Source organism: Rhodococcoides trifolii, assembly GCF_014635345.1.
GTDB classification, from domain to species: domain Bacteria; phylum Actinomycetota; class Actinomycetes; order Mycobacteriales; family Mycobacteriaceae; genus Rhodococcoides; species Rhodococcoides trifolii.
In genome coordinates this window covers 130,641-148,220 of the sequence record NZ_BMCU01000003.1, presented here as the reverse complement: position 1 = coordinate 148,220, position 17,580 = coordinate 130,641, and the positions used below count along the sequence as shown (strand labels likewise).

The 17,580-nt window shown below is 66.8% G+C and carries 13 protein-coding genes; 8 read left to right on the top strand and 5 right to left on the bottom strand.

From position 1 onward, the window contains the following. Positions 1 to 61 precede the first annotated feature (61 nt). Positions 62 to 3,493 (top strand): ATP-dependent helicase, encoded by a 3,432-nt coding sequence (locus tag IEW02_RS13940; RefSeq protein WP_188545463.1) that lies wholly within the window; start codon positions 62 to 64, stop codon positions 3,491 to 3,493. Next, positions 3,490 to 6,870, top strand: coding sequence for an ATP-dependent helicase (locus IEW02_RS13935; RefSeq protein WP_188545462.1), 3,381 nt, complete (start codon positions 3,490 to 3,492; stop codon positions 6,868 to 6,870). Before IEW02_RS13940 ends, IEW02_RS13935 begins: the two co-directional genes overlap by 4 nt. On the opposite strand, the gene IEW02_RS13930 is transcribed toward IEW02_RS13935, so the two are convergent. Continuing rightward, positions 6,871 to 7,254, bottom strand: coding sequence for a DoxX family protein (locus tag IEW02_RS13930; protein ID WP_229746037.1), 384 nt, complete (start codon positions 7,252 to 7,254; stop codon positions 6,871 to 6,873). A gap of 104 nt (positions 7,255 to 7,358) precedes the next feature. Between IEW02_RS13930 and IEW02_RS13925 the strand changes: the two genes are divergently transcribed. Together IEW02_RS13925 and nudC are read left to right on the top strand one after the other, a co-directional pair. Then, positions 7,359 to 8,429 carry a potassium channel family protein gene (locus IEW02_RS13925; protein ID WP_188545460.1) on the top strand — a complete coding sequence of 357 codons (1,071 nt, stop codon included), beginning with the start codon at positions 7,359 to 7,361 and terminating at the stop codon, positions 8,427 to 8,429. A gap of 71 nt (positions 8,430 to 8,500) precedes the next feature. Further along, positions 8,501 to 9,370: an NAD(+) diphosphatase gene (gene nudC, locus IEW02_RS13920; protein ID WP_188546115.1), complete on the top strand. Its 870-nt coding sequence runs from the start codon at positions 8,501 to 8,503 to the stop codon at positions 9,368 to 9,370. A 7-nt stretch (positions 9,371 to 9,377) separates the two neighbouring features. Here the strand turns inward: nudC and IEW02_RS13915 are convergent, their stop codons facing one another. Continuing rightward, the gene (locus tag IEW02_RS13915) at positions 9,378 to 9,632 is read right to left on the bottom strand and encodes a mycoredoxin (protein WP_188546114.1); all 255 of its coding nucleotides are present in this window, start codon (positions 9,630 to 9,632) and stop codon (positions 9,378 to 9,380) included. A 123-nt stretch (positions 9,633 to 9,755) separates the two neighbouring features. Between IEW02_RS13915 and IEW02_RS13910 the strand changes: the two genes are divergently transcribed. From IEW02_RS13910 to IEW02_RS13900, 3 genes are all read left to right on the top strand, one after another. Beyond that, positions 9,756 to 11,879 (top strand): ATP-dependent DNA helicase UvrD2, encoded by a 2,124-nt coding sequence (locus tag IEW02_RS13910; protein ID WP_188545459.1) that lies wholly within the window; start codon positions 9,756 to 9,758, stop codon positions 11,877 to 11,879. Between the two features lie 158 nt (positions 11,880 to 12,037). Beyond that, complete coding sequence (locus IEW02_RS13905) at positions 12,038 to 12,226, top strand: hypothetical protein (protein WP_188545458.1); 189 nt, start codon at positions 12,038 to 12,040, stop codon at positions 12,224 to 12,226. 151 nt (positions 12,227 to 12,377) lie between these two features. Further along, the gene (locus tag IEW02_RS13900) at positions 12,378 to 12,707 is read left to right on the top strand and encodes a WhiB family transcriptional regulator (protein WP_308933184.1); all 330 of its coding nucleotides are present in this window, start codon (positions 12,378 to 12,380) and stop codon (positions 12,705 to 12,707) included. A 60-nt stretch (positions 12,708 to 12,767) separates the two neighbouring features. On the opposite strand, the gene IEW02_RS13895 is transcribed toward IEW02_RS13900, so the two are convergent. From IEW02_RS13895 to IEW02_RS13890, 3 genes are all read right to left on the bottom strand, one after another. Then, positions 12,768 to 14,081: an ABC1 kinase family protein gene (locus IEW02_RS13895; protein ID WP_229746036.1), complete on the bottom strand. Its 1,314-nt coding sequence runs from the start codon at positions 14,079 to 14,081 to the stop codon at positions 12,768 to 12,770. A 56-nt stretch (positions 14,082 to 14,137) separates the two neighbouring features. After that, complete coding sequence (locus tag IEW02_RS25125; RefSeq protein WP_229746035.1) at positions 14,138 to 14,986, bottom strand: helix-turn-helix domain-containing protein; 849 nt, start codon at positions 14,984 to 14,986, stop codon at positions 14,138 to 14,140. A gap of 117 nt (positions 14,987 to 15,103) precedes the next feature. After that, a complete protein-coding gene (locus IEW02_RS13890) occupies positions 15,104 to 16,468 on the bottom strand; it encodes a zinc-dependent metalloprotease (protein WP_188545456.1) in 1,365 nt (454 codons plus the stop codon). 81 nt (positions 16,469 to 16,549) lie between these two features. Between IEW02_RS13890 and IEW02_RS13885 the strand changes: the two genes are divergently transcribed. After that, entirely contained in the window at positions 16,550 to 17,572 is a 1,023-nt protein-coding gene (locus IEW02_RS13885; protein WP_188545455.1) for a YlbL family protein, read from the top strand. Positions 17,573 to 17,580 lie beyond the last annotated feature (8 nt).

The following is a 17,580-nucleotide window of genomic DNA, read 5'->3' as shown; positions in this document are numbered from 1 at the left end:
TCTGTGGCCACGTTGCTGCAGTGGGTACGGGTATGTCGTACCCACATGATGCAATGCGTTCATGATCGACGATGCGGTGAGGCCGGGGTCCGGGCGGGCCGACCGCACGGCCACGCTGGTACGTCGGCAGGTGGTGGACACTCCCCGGCGCGCGTGGCCCGACGAGGTCGCGCCCATCCTCGATGCGGGTTCGTCCGGTCGCGCGTGGCAGGTGTTCGGCGCCGCAGGAACGGGAAAATCCGCGCTGCTGGCGGACGCGGCCGTCGCTCGCATCGTGGATGCGCACGACGACCCCGAGTCGGTCCTGGTGCTCACCCACTCGAAGCGGGCTGCCGTCGCCATGCGTGAGCAGATCACCGCCGGCGTGCTCGGCTCCGGCGGAGCGGCACGCGCCACCCGCGAGCCGCTGGTTCGCACCGTTCACTCGTATGCCTTTGCCGTACTTCGGCTCCAGGCCTCGGCGCACGGAAACCGGCCACCGCGCCTGTTGACCGGAGCGGAGCAGGATGCGGTGTTACGAGAGATGTTGCGCGGCGAGGTGGCCGACGGCGCGCACGCGTGGCCGGAGTCGATCAGACCCGCACTGGGCCTCGTCGGCTTCGCGGCGGAGTTGCGCAACCTCATCCTCCGGTCGGTCGAACGGGGTCTCGGTCCGGAGGACCTCGTGCGCTGGGGCCGACGTCACAAACGGCCCGAGTGGGTGGCGGCGGGACGGTTCGCGGCTCAGTACGAGCAGGCCATGATTCTGCGGGGGTCCGTCGGCGTGGAAGCGCCCGAGGCCACTGCGCCCGGACTGGACGCGGCGGAGTTGGTGGGGGCAGCACTCACGGCGTTCGCCACCGATCCGGACCTTCTGCAGAGCGAACGCGCGCGGGTGCGCCACGTGCTGGTCGACGATGCGCAGCACCTCGATCCTCAAGCGGCGGAGATTGTTCGCCTTCTCGCGGTGGGTGCATCGAGCTCCGTCGTCAGCGGTGATCCGGATCAGGCCGTGTTCGCATTTCGGGGCGCGGACCCGACATTCCTGCGAGAGTTCGACACTCGCGGCCAGGCCACGCGCGTCGTACTTCGCACCAACTTCCGCTCCGACCCCGCGATCGGGCGGGTGACCGCAGCGGTAGCAGCGCGACTGCCCGGTAGCTCGCCGACTCGGGTCGCTCTGTCGTTCGCCGACCAGACGGACATTGTTCCTGTCGGCGTCGAGGATCCGGTCCTTGTCGAGGTTCCGGTCCGAGTCGAGGTTCCGGTCCGCGTCGAGGTGGCCACGTCCACGGCGAAGGAGGCCGCCGTCGTCGCCGACACCTTGCGGCGCGCACATCTCGTCGACGGGGTGCCGTGGTCGTCCATGGCCGTGGTGGTGCGCTCGGTGCCGCGCGCACTGGCGCCGATTCGTCGCGCTCTGCATGCGGCGGGCGTACCCGTGGTGGCCTCGGCGACGGAGCTGCCGCTGCATCGGCAGCGAGGTGCGGTGGCCCTGTTGCTGGTACTCGGCGCCGTCTCCGCAGACGCCGACTTGGGCCGGTCGCCATTCACCGGGAAGGCCGGAGGCCGGTCGCCATTCACCGGGAAGGCCGGAGGCCGGTCGCCATTCACCGGTGAGGACGCGGTGGCACTGATCGAAGGACCCATAGGCGGAGCCGATCCCCTTGCCCTGCGCCGTCTTCGGCGCGGTCTGCGCCGCGGAGACGTCGCACGCGGCGGTGACCGCGACTCCACGGAGCTGCTGCGAATCGCACTGGAACTCCGAGGCGACGGCGAGGCCGACGCTGTGCTGGCGCAATTGAGCGACGTCGAGGCCGCGCCGTTGCGCCGGGTGCGTACCGTCCTCGTCAAGGCCGACGCGGTGCTGCGGCGGGACGATCGCGCGGTGGAGGACGCGTTGTGGGCGGCCTGGCACGCGTCCGGTCTGGAACGGAAGTGGGTTGCGGCATCCGAACGCGGTGGACCACTCGGAGCGCAGGCCGATCGCGACCTGGACACCGTCGTCGCGTTGTTCGACGCGGCAGCCAACTACGTCGACCGGCTGCCCCGTGCAACGGTCGGTGGTTTCGTCGAGTACGTCACCGATCAAGAGATTCCGAGCGAATCACGTTCGCGCACCGTGGCTCCCGCCGATGCAGTCTGTGTTCTGAGCGCCCATTCCGCGGCGGGTCGCGAATGGGACGTCGTCGCCGTCGCCGGTGTGCAGGAAGGTCTGTGGCCCAGCCTGCGAGCACGCGGGTCACTGCTCGGAGTCGAAGCGCTCGTCGATCTTGCGAGCGGTGTCGCCGACGGTGAGAAGTCCTTGGCGGGAACGGTCTCGCGGACAGCGCCGTTGCTCGCCGACGAGCGGCGCTTGTTCCTGCTTGCGTGCAGTCGAGCGCGTCGACGGCTCCTGGTGACCGCCGTCGATTCGGTGACCGATTCGGATCTGGTGCATTCGCGTTTCCTGGACGAATTGGTGGCCGACCCGGAGACCGGTGACGCCACCGCCGAACTGTCGAAGGCTCGCCGCGGCCACGTGCTGTCCTTGCCGTCCCTGGTTGCTCAGCTACGCAGTGTCGTGTCTGATCCGCGTGTCGCAGATCGAGATCCGGCGAAGCACCGCCGCGCCGCAGAATCGCTCGCGAGGTTGGCCCGCGAAGGTGTTCGTGGCGCACATCCCGACGACTGGTACGGCACGTCCGATGTCAGTACACAGAAACCGCTGTGGAGTACCGGGGACGGTCCCGTGCCCATGTCTCCGTCCACCGTCGAGCAGCTGAGCACCTGCCCGTTGCGGTGGGCGCTGGAACGGTCCGGTGGCAACGACGGCGACACGGTGCATGCGGTCACCGGGAACCTGGTTCACACGCTCGTGCAGGCCGTCGCCGGACACATTCCGCCGGACCGAGTGCGCGCATCTCTCGAAACTGCTTGGACAGCAGTTGATCTCGGTTCTGCATGGTATTCACGCAAGGAGCTGGATCGAACGGCGTCCATGCTCGACACGTTCGCGCAGTGGCTGCAGACGTCACGCTCGGAGCTGACTGAAATCGGAGTCGAGGTTCCGGTGGACGGTGTCCTGGCCGCCCGAACGCCCGACGAACCCGAGATCAGGCTGCGCGGAAGAATCGACCGACTCGAACGCGACAACGACGGTCGGCCGGTGATCATCGACGTGAAAACGGCGAAGAGTCCCGTCACGAAATCCGCAGCAGCCGAACACGCTCAGCTTGCCACGTATCAAGTCGCTGCGGCGGCCGGCGCCATCGCGGGGGAACCCGCCACCGAACCAGGAGGGGCGCGCCTCGTTTTCGTCGCCAAGCCCCATCGCGGCGTCGGAGCGACCGAGCGCACGCAGAATCCGTTGTCACCCGGCGACGTCGACGCCTGGAGGGACACCATCGCCACCGCGGCATCGGCCACTCGAGGACCGTCGTTCGAAGCGAGAGTCAACGACGGGTGTCGGCACTGCTCGATAGCCTCGAGCTGCCCCGCCCAGGACACCGGAAGGCAGGTGAGCGAGGGATGACCGCTACCACCGCGCGATCGAAGGCTCGGGTGCGTGCGCTCGACGCCCGTATCGGACCCGGTGAGCTCGCCGTTGCTCTGGGACAGAATCCGCCGACTGCCGAGCAGTCCGCGGTCATCGCCGCGCCGATCGGGCCCACTCTCGTCGTGGCCGGAGCCGGTGCCGGCAAGACCGAGACCATGGCCGCGCGGGTGGTGTGGATGGTCGCCAACGGTTTCGTGCACCCCGATCAGGTGTTGGGTCTGACGTTCACACGAAAGGCCGCGCAGCAGCTGACGTCTCGCATCAGGCAACGGCTTGCCAGGCTGGCCGGTTCGGAGCTCATTCTGCGGGCCGATCCGTCCGGGCAACTTCGCGATTCAATCGTCGGGGGTGAGCCCGAGGTGAGCACCTACCACTCCTACGCGGGCCGGCTCATCGACGAGCACGGGCTTCTGCTGCCGGTCGAGCCGTCGGCACGATTGCTCACCGAGACCGAGCTCTGGCAACTGGCCTACCGTGTGGTGAGTTCCTGGGACGGCGATATCGAGTTCGACCGAACCCCCACCTCGATCACGGAGGCGGTGCTGGCTCTCGCGGGCCAGTTGGCGGAGCACCTCGTCGGTCCAGACGACCTGCGCGAGGCGCACACCGAGCTGAACAAGCTGGTGCACACTCTGCCCGCCGGTCCCGGGCAACGAGGCGGGCCGAGCAAGGCTCTGCTCGACGTGTTGGACACCCAGCACAACCGTATTGCACTGCTGCCCTTGGTCTCTCGACTGCGCGAGGTCATGGCTCGGGAGGGGCTGCTGGACTTCGGCAGTCAGATGTCGTTGGCGGCAACCCTGGCGTCGGACCACGCGGACGTCGGCGTGTCCGAGCGAAGCCGATTCCGGCTCGTGCTACTCGACGAGTACCAGGACACCGGCCACGCTCAGCGTGTTCTGCTCTCCTCGTTGTTCGGAGGCGGCGCGGACGCAGGTCTGGCGGTCACCGCGGTGGGCGATCCGATGCAGTCGATCTACGGGTGGAGAGGGGCGTCGGCGGCCAATCTTCCCCGCTTCACCTCCGACTTCCCGTTGCCGGACGGCCGATCGGCCCCGGTTCGAGAATTGTCGACCAGCTGGCGCAACCCACCTGAAGCACTGGCTCTGGCCAATCTCGTTGCAGCGCCGTTGCGTTCGCGAGGAGTCGCCGTCGACGAGCTCACCGCCCGACCCGGCGCAGCGCCCGGTGACGTGCGACTCGCGCTCACCGAGACGGTCGACGAGGAGCGTGACTGGGTCGCGGCGCGCATCGCGGCGGAGTACGACGCCGCGTACGACACGGGCAGTGAGCCGCCGACCGCCGCGGTCCTCGTCAGGCGGAACGCGGATGCCGAACCCATGGCGGATGCACTGCGGCGCCGTGGACTGCCCGTCGAGGTGGTCGGGTTGGGTGGATTGCTCCGCACGCCCGAAGTAGCCGATCTGGTGGCGATGCTCAGATTGGTCGCCGACCCGCTGGCGGGAAGCGCGGCGATGCGCCTGCTCACCGGGTCGCGATGGCGGCTGGGAATCGGCGACCTTCGTGCGTTGTGGGACCGTGCAGCCCGGATTGGAGCCCGCGGCCGACGAGCCCCGTCCGGCGCGGTCACCGATCAGTCCGCACTGGACGAGGCCCTCGTCGCGGTGGTTCCCGGTGAGCGCGCCGAACAGTCGGGACTGGTCGACGCTATTGCCGATCCGGGTGACCCGTCGGCGTATTCCGCTACGGGGTATCGCCGGATCACCGAGCTCGGTTCCGAATTACACGCTCTCCGTTCCCGTTTGGGTCAACCACTCACCGAGCTGACCGCGGACGTGGAACGCGTTCTCGGAATCGGCATCGAGGCAGGGGCGCGGAGCCGTGGTGGCGAGGCGCTCGGTGCCGGTCGCGAACATCTCGACGCTTTCGCCGACGTGGTGGCCGATTACGGTGATCAGCCCACAGCCACTCTCTCCGGCCTCCTCGGCTTTCTCGCTGCCGCCGATTCGGTCGAGAACGGTTTGGCGCCCGGCGAAGTGGAGGTGGCGGCGCACCGCGTACAGGTGCTGACCGTGCATGCGGCCAAGGGCCTCGAATGGGAGGTCGTCGCGGTTCCACACATGAGCCGCGGAGTGTTCCCGTCGTCCACGGCGCCGGCCTACTGGCTCGGCTCCGTGGCGGAGCTTCCGCCGTCGCTACGGGGAGACCGAGCAAGAGACGCGGACGACGAAGACGGTGTTCCCGTGCTCGACCTGTCCGACGCCTACAACCGCAAGGATGTCGAGACCGCCCTCACCGCGCACAAGGATGCCCTCAAGCGCCGCAAGCTAGCCGAGGATCGACGCCTGTTCTACGTGGCTGTCACCAGAACCGAACGCGCACTCTACGTCTCGGGATACCACTGGGACAGTGCCGCGTCCGCACCACGTGGAGCATCGGACTTCCTCGCCGAATTACACGACTTCGCGGTGGGAGCCGGATCGGCAGACGGTGTCGCTGTCGTCGACCTGTGGGCCCCGGCACCCGAGGACGGTGCCGAGAACCCGTTCGGGGGCAGCGCCGTGTCCGCGATCTGGCCCGCCGACCCGCTCGGAACACGCCGCGACGCGGTCGAGTTCGGCGCGGCAGCGGTTCTCGTCGCGTCGGCGGAACTCGACAACGCAGACAACGCCGACAGCAGAGCTGCCGACGACGATCCCGAAGGATGGGCCGCCGACATCGACGCCCTGCTCGCCGAACGCGACGCTCGACGCACCGGCCCTGCGGATGTGATCGTGCCCGGCCAATTGTCGGTCAGTCAGCTCGTCGACCTGGTCGCCGACCCCGACGCGCTTGCCGCGAAGCTGCGTCGGCCGGTCCCGTACCCGCCGAATCCGCTCGCACGCCGCGGCACGGCGTTCCACGCCTGGGTCGAACGGCGCTTCGGCGCAACCCGACTGCTGGACATGGACGAGTTGCCGGGCGCCGCCGACACCGGGGCCGCACACGACAGCGAATTGTCGAAGCTGCAGGATGCATTCAGCCGATCACCGTGGGCTCTGCGCAGCCCGATCGAGGTCGAGGTTCCGTTCGAGACCACCGTCGCCGGTGTCGTTCTGCGTGGGCGCATCGACGCCGTGTTCGCGGACTCGGACGGAGGGTGGACTGTCATCGACTGGAAGACCGGTGCCGAGCCGAGTCCGGAAGACGAGCGTGCGGTCACGATGCAGCTTGCGGCGTACCGCGTGGCGTGGGCGGAGTTGGCGTCGGCAGCACATCCCGAACGGCCCGTCCCTCTCGACTCGGTGCGCGCGGCCTTCCACTACGTCAGGTCGGGCCGCACGATTGCACCGGACGATCTACCCGACGCTCGTGAACTCGAGCGACTGATCGAGAACTCCGGGCGCGGGTGATCAGCTGGTGCGCCGAACCTTCAACGATTCGGTGATCAACGGGATCTGTAGCGGAAGACGGGCCAGCACACCGATTTTCATCGCGGTCGTCGTCTTGGAGCTGCGTAGCCAGTCCACCGCCATCTGAACGTTCGCCGGGAACACCGCAACGAAGAACACGGCAGCAACAGTCGCCGTCGTCCGCCGTGTACGAGCGGCGGCGAGACCGCCGGCCAACGCGATCTCGGCGACACCGGACGCGTAGGTGTACGTCCGCGCCTCACCCGGCAACGCCCGAGGAACCTGCTTGTCGAACGGGGTCGGCGTCACGAAATGCAAAACGCCCGCCCCACCCAGAAGTGCCGCGAGGCGAAACGCGGCGGTCTGCCCACGAGAGTTCGTCATGGTGACACCCTGCATCACCCGAACGAAGCACGCCACTGTGCAGGTTAGGCTTCGAGCGGATCGCGTGCCTGCGCGAGGAGACGAAGCGAACTAGGGGCGAACCAATGGCTGGAGGGCTGAGCTCGCGTCTGCGTAAGAACAACGCGGTGCTGACGGACCGACCGGACTTCACCCTCGTCGGTGTCCTACGGATTCCGACCATCGAATCCAGTCCGTGGCGCGCCATCTGGCAGCGCATCCTGATTGCGCTGGTCGTGCTGTTCGTCGCGGCCATCATCGTCTACATCGACCGTGGTGGTTACGCCGACAACCAGGACAACGAATTGTCCTTCCTCGACGCGTTCTACTACACGACCGTGTCGCTCTCGACCACCGGTTACGGCGACATCGCACCGATCTCGCCGTCGGCGCGACTGGTCAACATTCTGGTCATCACCCCGATGCGAGTTCTCTTCCTGATCCTGCTCGTCGGAACCACCTTGTCCGTTCTCACCGAACGTTCGCGCCAGGCGTTCAAGATTCAGCGATGGAGGCGCAGCGTGCGCAATCACACGGTTGTCGTCGGTTACGGAACCAAGGGTCGTACCGCCGTCGATGCAATGCTCGGCGACGGAGTCGCGGCCGGGGACATCGTCGTCGTCGACACCGACCAGACTATTCTCGAGTCCGCCGCGAACATCGGTCTCGTCACCGTGCACGGTTCGGCCACACGGTCGGATGTGTTGCGGCTTACCGGTGCTCAGAACGCGAAGTCCATCATCGTCGCCACTAATCGCGACGACACCGCGGTGTTGGTCACTCTCACCGCCCGAGAATTGGCGCCCAAGGCGAAGATCGTCGCGGCCATCCGTGAGGCGGAGAACGTTCATCTCCTGCGTCAGTCCGGCGCGGACTCTGTCGTCGTCTCGTCGGAGACCGCGGGGCGTCTGCTCGGAATCGCCACCACCACCCCGAGTGTCGTGGAGATGATCGAGGACCTTCTCACCCCCGAAGACGGGTTCGCCATCGCCGAGCGTGAGGTCGAACGTGACGAGATCGGTGGATCGCCCCGGCATCTCGCGGACATCGTTCTGGGCGTGGTGCGCGAAGGTCGTCTTCTCCGAGTCGGATCACCCGAGGTGGACGCGGTCGAGGCCAACGACCGCCTGCTCTACATCCGCCGCGTATCGAACTAGTTCGGGAGTTCAGTAGTGTCCTAGCAGTGCCCGAGAACTCCAGCTCCACCTTCTCCCTGACCACGGAACCGATGCTGTCCCGCTCGCCCATCGATCGAGCGGAAGAGTTGCGCCGCAACACCGATGCACTGTCGGCAGGGTGGTCCACCGCGTCGATGCTGTTGGTCGACCACCAGGGACGCGTCCGGATCGACGAGGGACGGGTCGTTCTCGTTCCGGCAGTCGACGTCAGCGAGGATCGTGCGGACGACGCGGTATTCCTGGGTGTGGTCGACGGCAAGCACATCTGGGCTCGCAGTGTCGGTGCGCTGAGCGGCGAACTGGCCGACCTGCGGCTGATGGGTCAGGTGCTCGACGACGATTCGGCCGGCTTGCTGGTCACCGCGGTGGCACTGCTCAACTGGCATCGAAGCGCGTCGTTCAGTTCGATCGACGGATCACCGACGGTCATCTCGTCGGCCGGATGGTCACGAAAGAGCACCGCCAGCGGTCACGAAGAGTTCCCGAGGTCGGATCCTGCCATCATCTGCCTCGTTCACGACGGCGACGATCACGTACTGCTGGCACGTCAGCCCGTGTGGCCCGAGCGCAGAATGTCCGTTCTCGCCGGCTTCGTCGAAGCGGGGGAATCGATGGAGACGTGCGTCGTGCGCGAGATCCGAGAAGAGGTGGGCCTCGACGTCACCGAGATTCGCTACCTCGGCAGCCAGCCGTGGCCGTTCCCGCGCTCGCTGATGATCGGTTTCGCGGCCGAAGCGGATCGGAATCAACCACTCTCGTTCAACGACGGCGAGATCGCCGAAGCCGCATGGTTCTCGCGGGAGCAGGTGCGCACCGCACTGGCCCTGGGGGACTGGACCGCCGACGGCGACGCGCCCCTGCTCCTGCCCGGATCCATCTCCATCGCGCGAGCGATGCTCGAATCCTGGGCTGCGAACTGACCCGAGGTCAGACTCCGAGCGCCTTCTTGACCTCCGCGAGTGACGGATTGGTCGCAGTGCTGCCATCCGGGAACACCACCGTCGGAACGACGTGGTTCCCACCGTTCACGCTGCCGACGAACTCGGCGGACTTCGGATCACGCTCGATGTCGATCTCCGTGTAGCCGATTCCGTTTTCGTCCAGCTGGGTCTTGAGCCGGCGGCAGTAGCCGCACCAGGTGGTCGAGTACATGGTCAACTGGGCAGTGTCGGTCGATGTCATGATCAGTGCAACGCCGGAGGGCCGAAGCATGTTCCGCAGGCTCCACTCCTTGGCGACTTCGGGTCGTTCCGCAGGCTCCACTCCCGGTCCAGAGATGTCGGTGTCGGCTGACATGATGGGTCCATGGCTTCGGACGCGATGATCGACGGGCTCGATCCAGAGCAGTCGTCTGCGGTGTCGGCGCCACGCGGACCGGTCTGCGTGCTGGCCGGCGCAGGAACCGGAAAGACTCGCACGATCACCCGCCGCATCGCCCATCTCGTCGATGCAGGACACGTCTCGCCGGGGCAGGTTCTGGCTGTCACCTTCACCGCCCGCGCAGCCGGTGAGATGCGTGAGAGGCTCCGCGCGTTGGGCATTCGTGGCGACGGTGGGCAGGTGCAGGCGCGCACCTTCCACGCTGCAGCGATGCGGCAACTCAAGTACTTCTGGCCGCAGGTGGTCGGGAGCTCCGACTGGCAGCTGCTCGATAGAAAGTTCGCCGTCGTGGGGCAGGCTGCATCGAAGGTCGGGCTGCCGACGTCGACGGACAGCGTGCGCGACCTGGCCGGTGAGATCGAATTCGCCAAGGCATCGTTGGTCGCGCCGGAGGACTACCCGGCCTTCGTGGCCCGTATCCGACGTGACTCGCCCTTCGACCCGGCAAAGGTGGCGGCGGTGTACGACGGGTACGAGGCACTCAAGTCGCGCAACCCCGACGCCGTTCTCCTCGATTTCGACGATCTGCTTCTGCACACTGCCGCTGCCCTCGAGAACAGCTCGGCCGTCGCCGAGGAGTTCCGTGATCGGTATCGGTGTTTCGTGGTCGACGAATACCAGGACGTCACTCCACTTCAGCAGCGTGTTCTCGACGCGTGGCTGGGGGACCGAGACGATCTGACGGTGGTCGGGGACGCCAACCAGACCATCTACTCGTTCACCGGTGCGACCCCCAAGTTCCTTCTCGACTTCTCCCGCAGGTTCCCCGACGCCACCGTGGTGCGGCTCGAGCGGGATTACCGGTCCACGCCTCAGGTCGTGTCGCTCGCCAACCGAGTGATCGGCGCGGCGCGCGGACGGATTGCCGGTACTCGGTTGCAGCTCATCGGGCAGCGCGACAGCGGTCCGGAGCCGACGTTCGTCGAATACGACGACGAATCCGCCGAAGCAGCCGGCGTCGCCCGATCCATCAAGCGGTTGATCGACAAGGGAGTGGAGCCGGCGAACATCGCCGTTCTGTATCGGATCAACGCCCACTCCGAAGCGCACGAACAGGCATTGACGTCGCTGGAGATTCCGTACCAGATTCGAGGGGGAGAGAGCTTCTTCGTCCGCGCCGAAGTTCGTCAGGCGGTGTCGGCCATCAGAGTGGGTGCAGGCCGCGGTGACCTTCCGGACGACGCTCGTCGCGGCGACGGACTGCCGAGCCTCGTGCGTGCTCTGCTGGCACCGCTGGGACTCACCACGTCCGAACCCACGGGTGCGCAGGCACGCGAGAAGTGGGCCTCCTTGCAGGCGCTGGTCGCACTCACCGAGGAGCTCGTCCTCCAGGTACCGGACCTCGACGTCGACGGGCTGTTGCGAGAATTCGCGGCCCGAGCCGAGGCGCGTCACCCGCCGGTGGTTCAGGGCGTCACGCTGGCGTCGCTGCACGCGGCGAAGGGTCTGGAATGGGACGCCGTGTTTCTCGTCGGCCTGACCGACGGAACGTTGCCCATCACCCATGCCTTGGGAGAGAACAATTCGTCTCCCGACGAGGCTGCCGTCGAGGAAGAGAGGCGCCTTCTCTACGTGGGCGTCACCCGCGCTCGTGTGCATCTCGAGTTGTCGTGGGCATTGGCGCGCAACGCAGGTGGCCGCAAATCCCGACGGCGGTCCCGGTTTCTCGTCGGCCTCGTTCCGGACGATTCGCCGGCGTCTCGTATCGCAGCGCCCACCGCGCAGAAGAAGCGCCCGGTGTGCCGGGTGTGCGGCAAACCCTTGATCGGAACGACGGCCACCATGCTCGGCCGGTGCGACGCATGCCCGTCCGACGTGGACATGGAGCTCCTCGAGGCGTTGCGCGCGTGGCGGTTGGAGAAGTCTCGGGAGCTGAAGGTTCCTGCCTACGTGGTGTTCAGCGACAACACCCTGACCGCCATTGCGGAGCAGCGCCCGGGGGACGACCGAGGACTCGTGGGAATTCCAGGTATCGGTGCGAAGAAACTCGAGCGATTCGGCGCAGACGTCCTCGAACTCGTCAGAACCGGCTCGACGAGCGTGCGGTGACAACGCCCCGCTGTTCCAACATATGACGAAAACCGCAGGTAGAAAAAGGGTTGTGCATCGGTAGCAAGCTTGTTTACTGTAATTGCCATACCCCGCGTCGTGTCCTGGACAGGAACACGGCGCGAACCGACAGTCACTCGCAGTGGGAGGTGTTACCCGTGAAGAAGATTCAGATGTCCGGCGTGTGCGCCTCCCGTGAAGCAGCAGCATTCGCGGCATACCCCAGCTTGGGGCATGCCGGTTGGGCGCCGCGCACGGCAGGTAATGCCGCATTCCGCGTCGCCCGACTGCGCGAGGCAGATCGCGAATTCGTTTCGGTGAGCGAACATCGAGAGCACTCTCGATAGACAGCTCATTACCTCCACCGAGGCCACGGATTCGCACTCGCGAACCGTGGCCTTTGTCGTGAGAGGGCTCTCACGTACATCGGCAGTCGGTTCTCGTCGCATCACCAACCGTCACACCGATATTCATCGAAGAGAGCGTAAGGAGCACGACGTGTCAACCGTGACCGTTCGGACGACATGCCGAAACGACGTCCGTAGCCGGACCGGCTCGGACAGCCGTCCCTACAACGAGATACCGTGCCGCGAGGTCGATCCCGACCTCTGGTTCGCCGAATCTCCGACCCAGCTCGAGCAGGCGAAGGAACTGTGCGCCGGCTGCCCCATCCGCCGGCGCTGCCTCGACGCGGCCCTCGGGCGCGCCGAACCGTGGGGCGTGTGGGGAGGAGAGATCTTCGACCAGGGCGTCGTCATCGCCCGTAAGCGTCCCCGTGGGCGGCCCCGCAAGGACGCTGGCGAGACCACGGAGGCAGCGTGCGCATGAGTCGTGGACTGCACGACAACGACTTCCGCCGAGCGCGACTGCGCTCGGCGGACGTCGTCGTCACTCGGTGAAGCCGGGCAACCATTCTTCGAGAATGGACCGATACGGGGCGTAGGCATCGAGCTGGGCGCAGATGCCCACTGTGCCGAGAAGCACCCGGAAGATCATGGCGTACTGCGGCGGAAGATTCAGCGACCGCGCTGTCTTGAATTGGGTGGTGGTGAAATCGGTTGCATTGCTTGCCATTCCTTGCATCCACGCACGGGTGAAGTGGAACGACTCCATCTTGATCGGATCGGTGATCGGACGCAGGTAGTCCGCGATCTCCTTGTCCGACACGTCGCGACCGGCGATGATGAAATTCTGCTCCCGCAACAGCTCGGTCAATTCGTCGAACTTCTCTTCCCTGGCGAGCCGCACCATCGCGCCGAGCTCCCGCGGCAGCCCGTTCGGAAGAGCAAGTGCCGCACCGAAGTCGATTGCGCCGAGTCGCCCGTCGGGAAGCAGCATGAAGTTGCCGGGATGTGGGTCGCCGTGGAGGATCTTCACTCGCGCGGGTGACGCGAACTGGAACAGCGCCAGTCGCCCGCCCGCCGTGTTCCGTTCTTCGACAGTGCCTTTGGCGATGATGGCCGACAGAGGTGTGCCGGTCATCCATTCGGAGATCATGACTTTCGGCGAGCTTGCCACCACCCGAGGCACGGCGAAGTTCTCGTCGTCGTCGCCGATCGCCGTAGCGAAGGCCCGCTGGTTGCTTCCCTCGATGCGGTAGTCCAGCTCCTCCTCCGTGCGCGCGGACAGCTCGTCCAGCACGGATTTGATGTCGGTGCCCGGCATCACCGTCGCAAAGATCCCGACGAATCTCTGCAATGTCTTCAGGTCCGAGCGGAGCGCAACATCCGCACCCGGGTACTGCACTTTCACCGCGACGTCGCGTCCGTCCGACCACACCGCACGGTGGACCTGGCCGATGCTCGCGGACGCGGTGGGTGTGTCGTCGAACTCCCGGACCCGCTGTCGCCAGCCGGTACCCAGCTGCTGATCCAGCACGGCATGCACACGTTTGACCGGCATGGGCGGCGCCTCGGCCTGCAATTTGGTGAGCGCTTCGCGATACGGCTCCGCGAATTCCTCTGGAACGGCTGCCTCGAACACGCTGAGGGCCTGCCCGAGTTTCATGGCGCCGCCCTTGAGCTCACCGAGCACGCTGAACATCTGCTCGGCTGCTTTGGCGGCCAGCTGCGCGTCGATTTCGTCGCGATCGCCGCCGGCTATCTTTCGGCCGAAACCCATCGCCGCACGACCCGCGATCCCGAGCGGGATGCTGGCCAGTTTGGCGGTTCGTGCGGAGCTGCGTCGGGGGATGTCGGGCACACCTCCATCATTCACGACGACGCCCGAACGTGCCTGCGCACCCTGGTCGGAGGCGCTCAGGTGCGCGTGGTGCACCCGCAGAGCCGATGGACCGGCCACATGCGCTGCCTGAGCGACGCGCGGTCGACATCCACCTCGATGCTGCGCCCCAGCGTGGTGGGCGGGGGACCGATCGGCCGGGTGAGGAGCGCATCGACCTGCGCGACGGCGAGTGCCGCGGTCGCTGCGACGGTGGTGGACGACGCGGTGCCGGTGGTCCCGAACAATTGTGCGGCGAGATAGGGCCACTCCCGGTCGTACTCGCAGCGCACGAGGTCCACACACCGAAGGCAACTCGTGTGCCCCGGAAGCACCAGTGGTCCGACCACTCCGCATCCGTCCCGCAGGCGCACCGGAATGTGCGGCGTCAGGCTGCGCATCAGCTCGGTCACCGCGCCGGGGTCGGGAATCAACTGGTCGGTCAGAACGACGCAGTCGAAGCCGCACGGTCCACTGGGGAGTGCGGACGCAGCTCGGCCGACATCGCTCCCCGGCGTCAGACCCTTTGCCACGGCGTCCGCGAGGGGCCCCCGACCGACGACGAGCAACGTTCGACGTCCGGCGTCGGTGTCCGGACGGGGACGCACCAACGCAGCGTCCTCGAGCTCACGGAGGATGCGCGTCATGTGTGACGCATCGATTCCGAGTTCGGCGGCACGCCAATACAGGTCGGGGACGCTGCGCCGCCCGTCCATGAGCCGGAGCGCAGAGATCATCGTCCGCGGTTCCACCCCGGACGGCGGACTCAGTAGGCGAGTGCGTTCCGGAGTGCAGCCCACCTGCACGGACCCGTCTCTACGCACGAGAAGGGTGAGGTGTCTGTCCAGTTCGGGACTGATCGAGAGCTTGCGGGATCCGAGTGTCACCGACTACGGATACCGCATCTCGGTCCGTGGGGGCCGTCGCTCGGTCCGGTTATCCACAGCCCCACAGGGTGCCGACCTGCGGCAACGGCCGGACGCGACCGGAAAACGCCAGGTCGATCAGGTCTCGTCTGTTTCCGGTCCGTCGGACTTGTTCTCACGCGCTTCCCGCTCGCGCTTCTCGGTCGCTTCCAACTCGGCGATCGGGTCGTCGAACGTTCCGGTGTCGCCACCGACGATGCGATCGACGAAGGCGGCGGAGTTGTCCAGATCAGCGGCGTCCGGCAGCAGGTCGGGGTGCGCCCACACACCGTCGCGTCCGTCGATCCCGGCACCGTCGGTCAACCGGCGCCACAACTCGGCGGCTTCGCGGACCTTGCGTGGCCGCAGTTCGAGTCCGACCAGCGTCGCGAACGTCTGCTCGGCGGGGCCACCGGACGCACGACGACGACGAATGGTCTCGGCCATCGCGGACGCCCCGGGAAGCCGCTCGCCCAGTGCGTTGCCGACGACGGTGTCGACCCAACCCTCGACGAGAGCGAGCAACGTCTCGAGGCGTTCGAGGGCCGCCTTCTGCTCGGGAGTCGTCTGAGGTTCGAACGTGCCCTGCTGCAGGATCTTCTCGAGCTGAGCCGGGTCGGTGAGCGCGGACGGGTCGATGCCCTGCGCGGCTTCTTCGAGGGCGCTGAAGTCCATCCGGATTCCCCGCGCGTACTCCTCGACCGTCGCGAGCACCCGCTGGCGAAGCCACGGAACGTGACTGTAGAGGCGGTGATGTGCCACTTCACGCGCCGCGAGAAACACCAGCACCTCGCGCTCGGGCAGTTCGGTTCCCTTGCTGAACTCGGCCACAGCGGCCGGGAGCAACGCGCCGATGTCCTTGGGGCCGAGCGGAAGTCCGATGTCGGTGGAGGTCAGGACCTCCTTCGCGAGCTGGCCGAGTGCTTGGCCGAGTTGCGACCCGAACGCGAGTCCGCCCATCTGGCCCAGCATGCCCATCATCGGACCCATCATCTGCTGCGCCTCGGCGGGCAGGCCCGAGGTCCACATGCCGGAGATCTGCTGCGCCACCGGATCACACAGGCGCTTCCAGGTGTTCAGCGTGTTGTCGAGCCACTGCTGCGGTGTCCAGGCTTCGGTACGGACGGCGCCGGCCGGAAGGATGGTCGCCTCGTCCAGCCACTGTTCGGCGAGGTGGGCCGCGTCGGTGATCGCGGTGCGTTCACCGTCACGGATGACGGGTGCAGCACCGATCTGCTGCAACGCCAACTTCTTCGCCACGTCGTAATTCACCGGCCCCGATCCGCCTCCGGTGCCCATGCCGCTGAGCATCTGACCGAACTGCGTGAGCATCTGCCCCAGCGCCGCGGGATCGAACCCTTCCGCGCCGAAACCGAAGCCGCCGGCACCGCTCGCGGGGTCACCGGGCTTGTTCGGCTCGCGATCGGAATCGTCGTCGGAACCGGAGAATCCGAAATTGCTCATGGCTCAACGGTACAAGGCATGGCGTGACCGAGCGCCCTGTCGCGTGCGCTGTGCGCGAACACGGTCTCTACTGTGGATCGGGTGAATCGGAGGATTGCGACCCTGCTCGTCGCGCTGTTGCCGGTGTTGGTGCTCGGCGTTCTCGGCACGGTCGTCACCGTGCCGTTCGCTGCGCTCGGACCCGGTCCCACGTTCAACACCCTCGCCGAGGTCGACGGGAAACAGGTGGTGGACATCGAAGGAACCCCCGTCGACCCGACGTCGGGCAACCTGAACATGACCACCGTCGCAGTACGCGACGGACTGAACGTCTTCGAAGCGCTCGGGTTGTGGCTCAGCGGCCGTCAGGGCCTGGTCCCGCGCGAGGAGGTCTACCCGCCCGAGAAGACCGAGCAGGAAATTCAGGACGCCAATCAGGCCGATTTCCAGCAGTCGGAGAACAGCGCGGAACTGGCCGCCCTGCATTTTCTGGACCTACCGGTGGACCTTCGGATCAAGGACGTGTCCGACGACGGGCCGGCCGCGAACGCACTGCGCGACGGGGACACCCTGGTGTCCATCGACGGAAAGCCGGTCACGACGGTCAGCGGCGTGCAGGACGTGGTCGGGGACATCGCGCCCGACACGTCGATCACGCTCGACATTCTTCGCGACGGAGCGCCGGTCAGCGAGACCGTGACGGTGGGTGCACGCCCCGGCGACACCGGACGCGGGTACCTCGGGGTCACCCCCGAAGAAGTCCCGAACGTCCCCTTCGACGTCACCTTCAACCTGGCCGACATCGGCGGTCCGTCGGCCGGGCTGATGTTCACGCTCGCCGTGATCGACAAACTCAGCCCCGGTGAACTCAGCGGCGGACGCTTCGTGGCCGGCACCGGAACGATCGCGTCCGACGGAACGGTCGGGCCGATCGGCGGAATCCCGTACAAGCTCATCGCTGCCCGTGAGGCCGGTGCCACCACGTTCCTCGTCCCGTCCGAGAACTGCGACGAGGCCAAAGCTCATGCCCAGGACGGTTTGCAACTGGTGAAGGTCGACTCGCTGGGCAGTGCGGTCGACTCCCTGACGTCGCTGCGCTCCGGAGGCGACGCGCCCAGCTGCTAGCGCCCAGG

What these genes read in the sequence shown, in the direction of transcription:
- nudC (WP_188546115.1), top strand. Translation starts at nt 8,501, where the DNA reads ATGCTGTCCCGCTCGCCCATCGATCGAGCGGAAGAGTTGCGCCGCAAC.
- IEW02_RS13925 (WP_188545460.1), top strand. Translation starts at nt 7,359, where the DNA reads ATGGCTGGAGGGCTGAGCTCGCGTCTGCGTAAGAACAACGCGGTGCTG.
- IEW02_RS13915 (WP_188546114.1), bottom strand. Translation starts at nt 9,632, where the DNA reads ATGACATCGACCGACACTGCCCAGTTGACCATGTACTCGACCACCTGG.
- IEW02_RS13910 (WP_188545459.1), top strand. Translation starts at nt 9,756, where the DNA reads ATGGCTTCGGACGCGATGATCGACGGGCTCGATCCAGAGCAGTCGTCT.
- IEW02_RS13935 (WP_188545462.1), top strand. Translation starts at nt 3,490, where the DNA reads ATGACCGCTACCACCGCGCGATCGAAGGCTCGGGTGCGTGCGCTCGAC.
- IEW02_RS13940 (WP_188545463.1), top strand. Translation starts at nt 62, where the DNA reads ATGATCGACGATGCGGTGAGGCCGGGGTCCGGGCGGGCCGACCGCACG.
- IEW02_RS13890 (WP_188545456.1), bottom strand. Translation starts at nt 16,468, where the DNA reads ATGAGCAATTTCGGATTCTCCGGTTCCGACGACGATTCCGATCGCGAG.
- IEW02_RS13930 (WP_229746037.1), bottom strand. Translation starts at nt 7,254, where the DNA reads ATGACGAACTCTCGTGGGCAGACCGCCGCGTTTCGCCTCGCGGCACTT.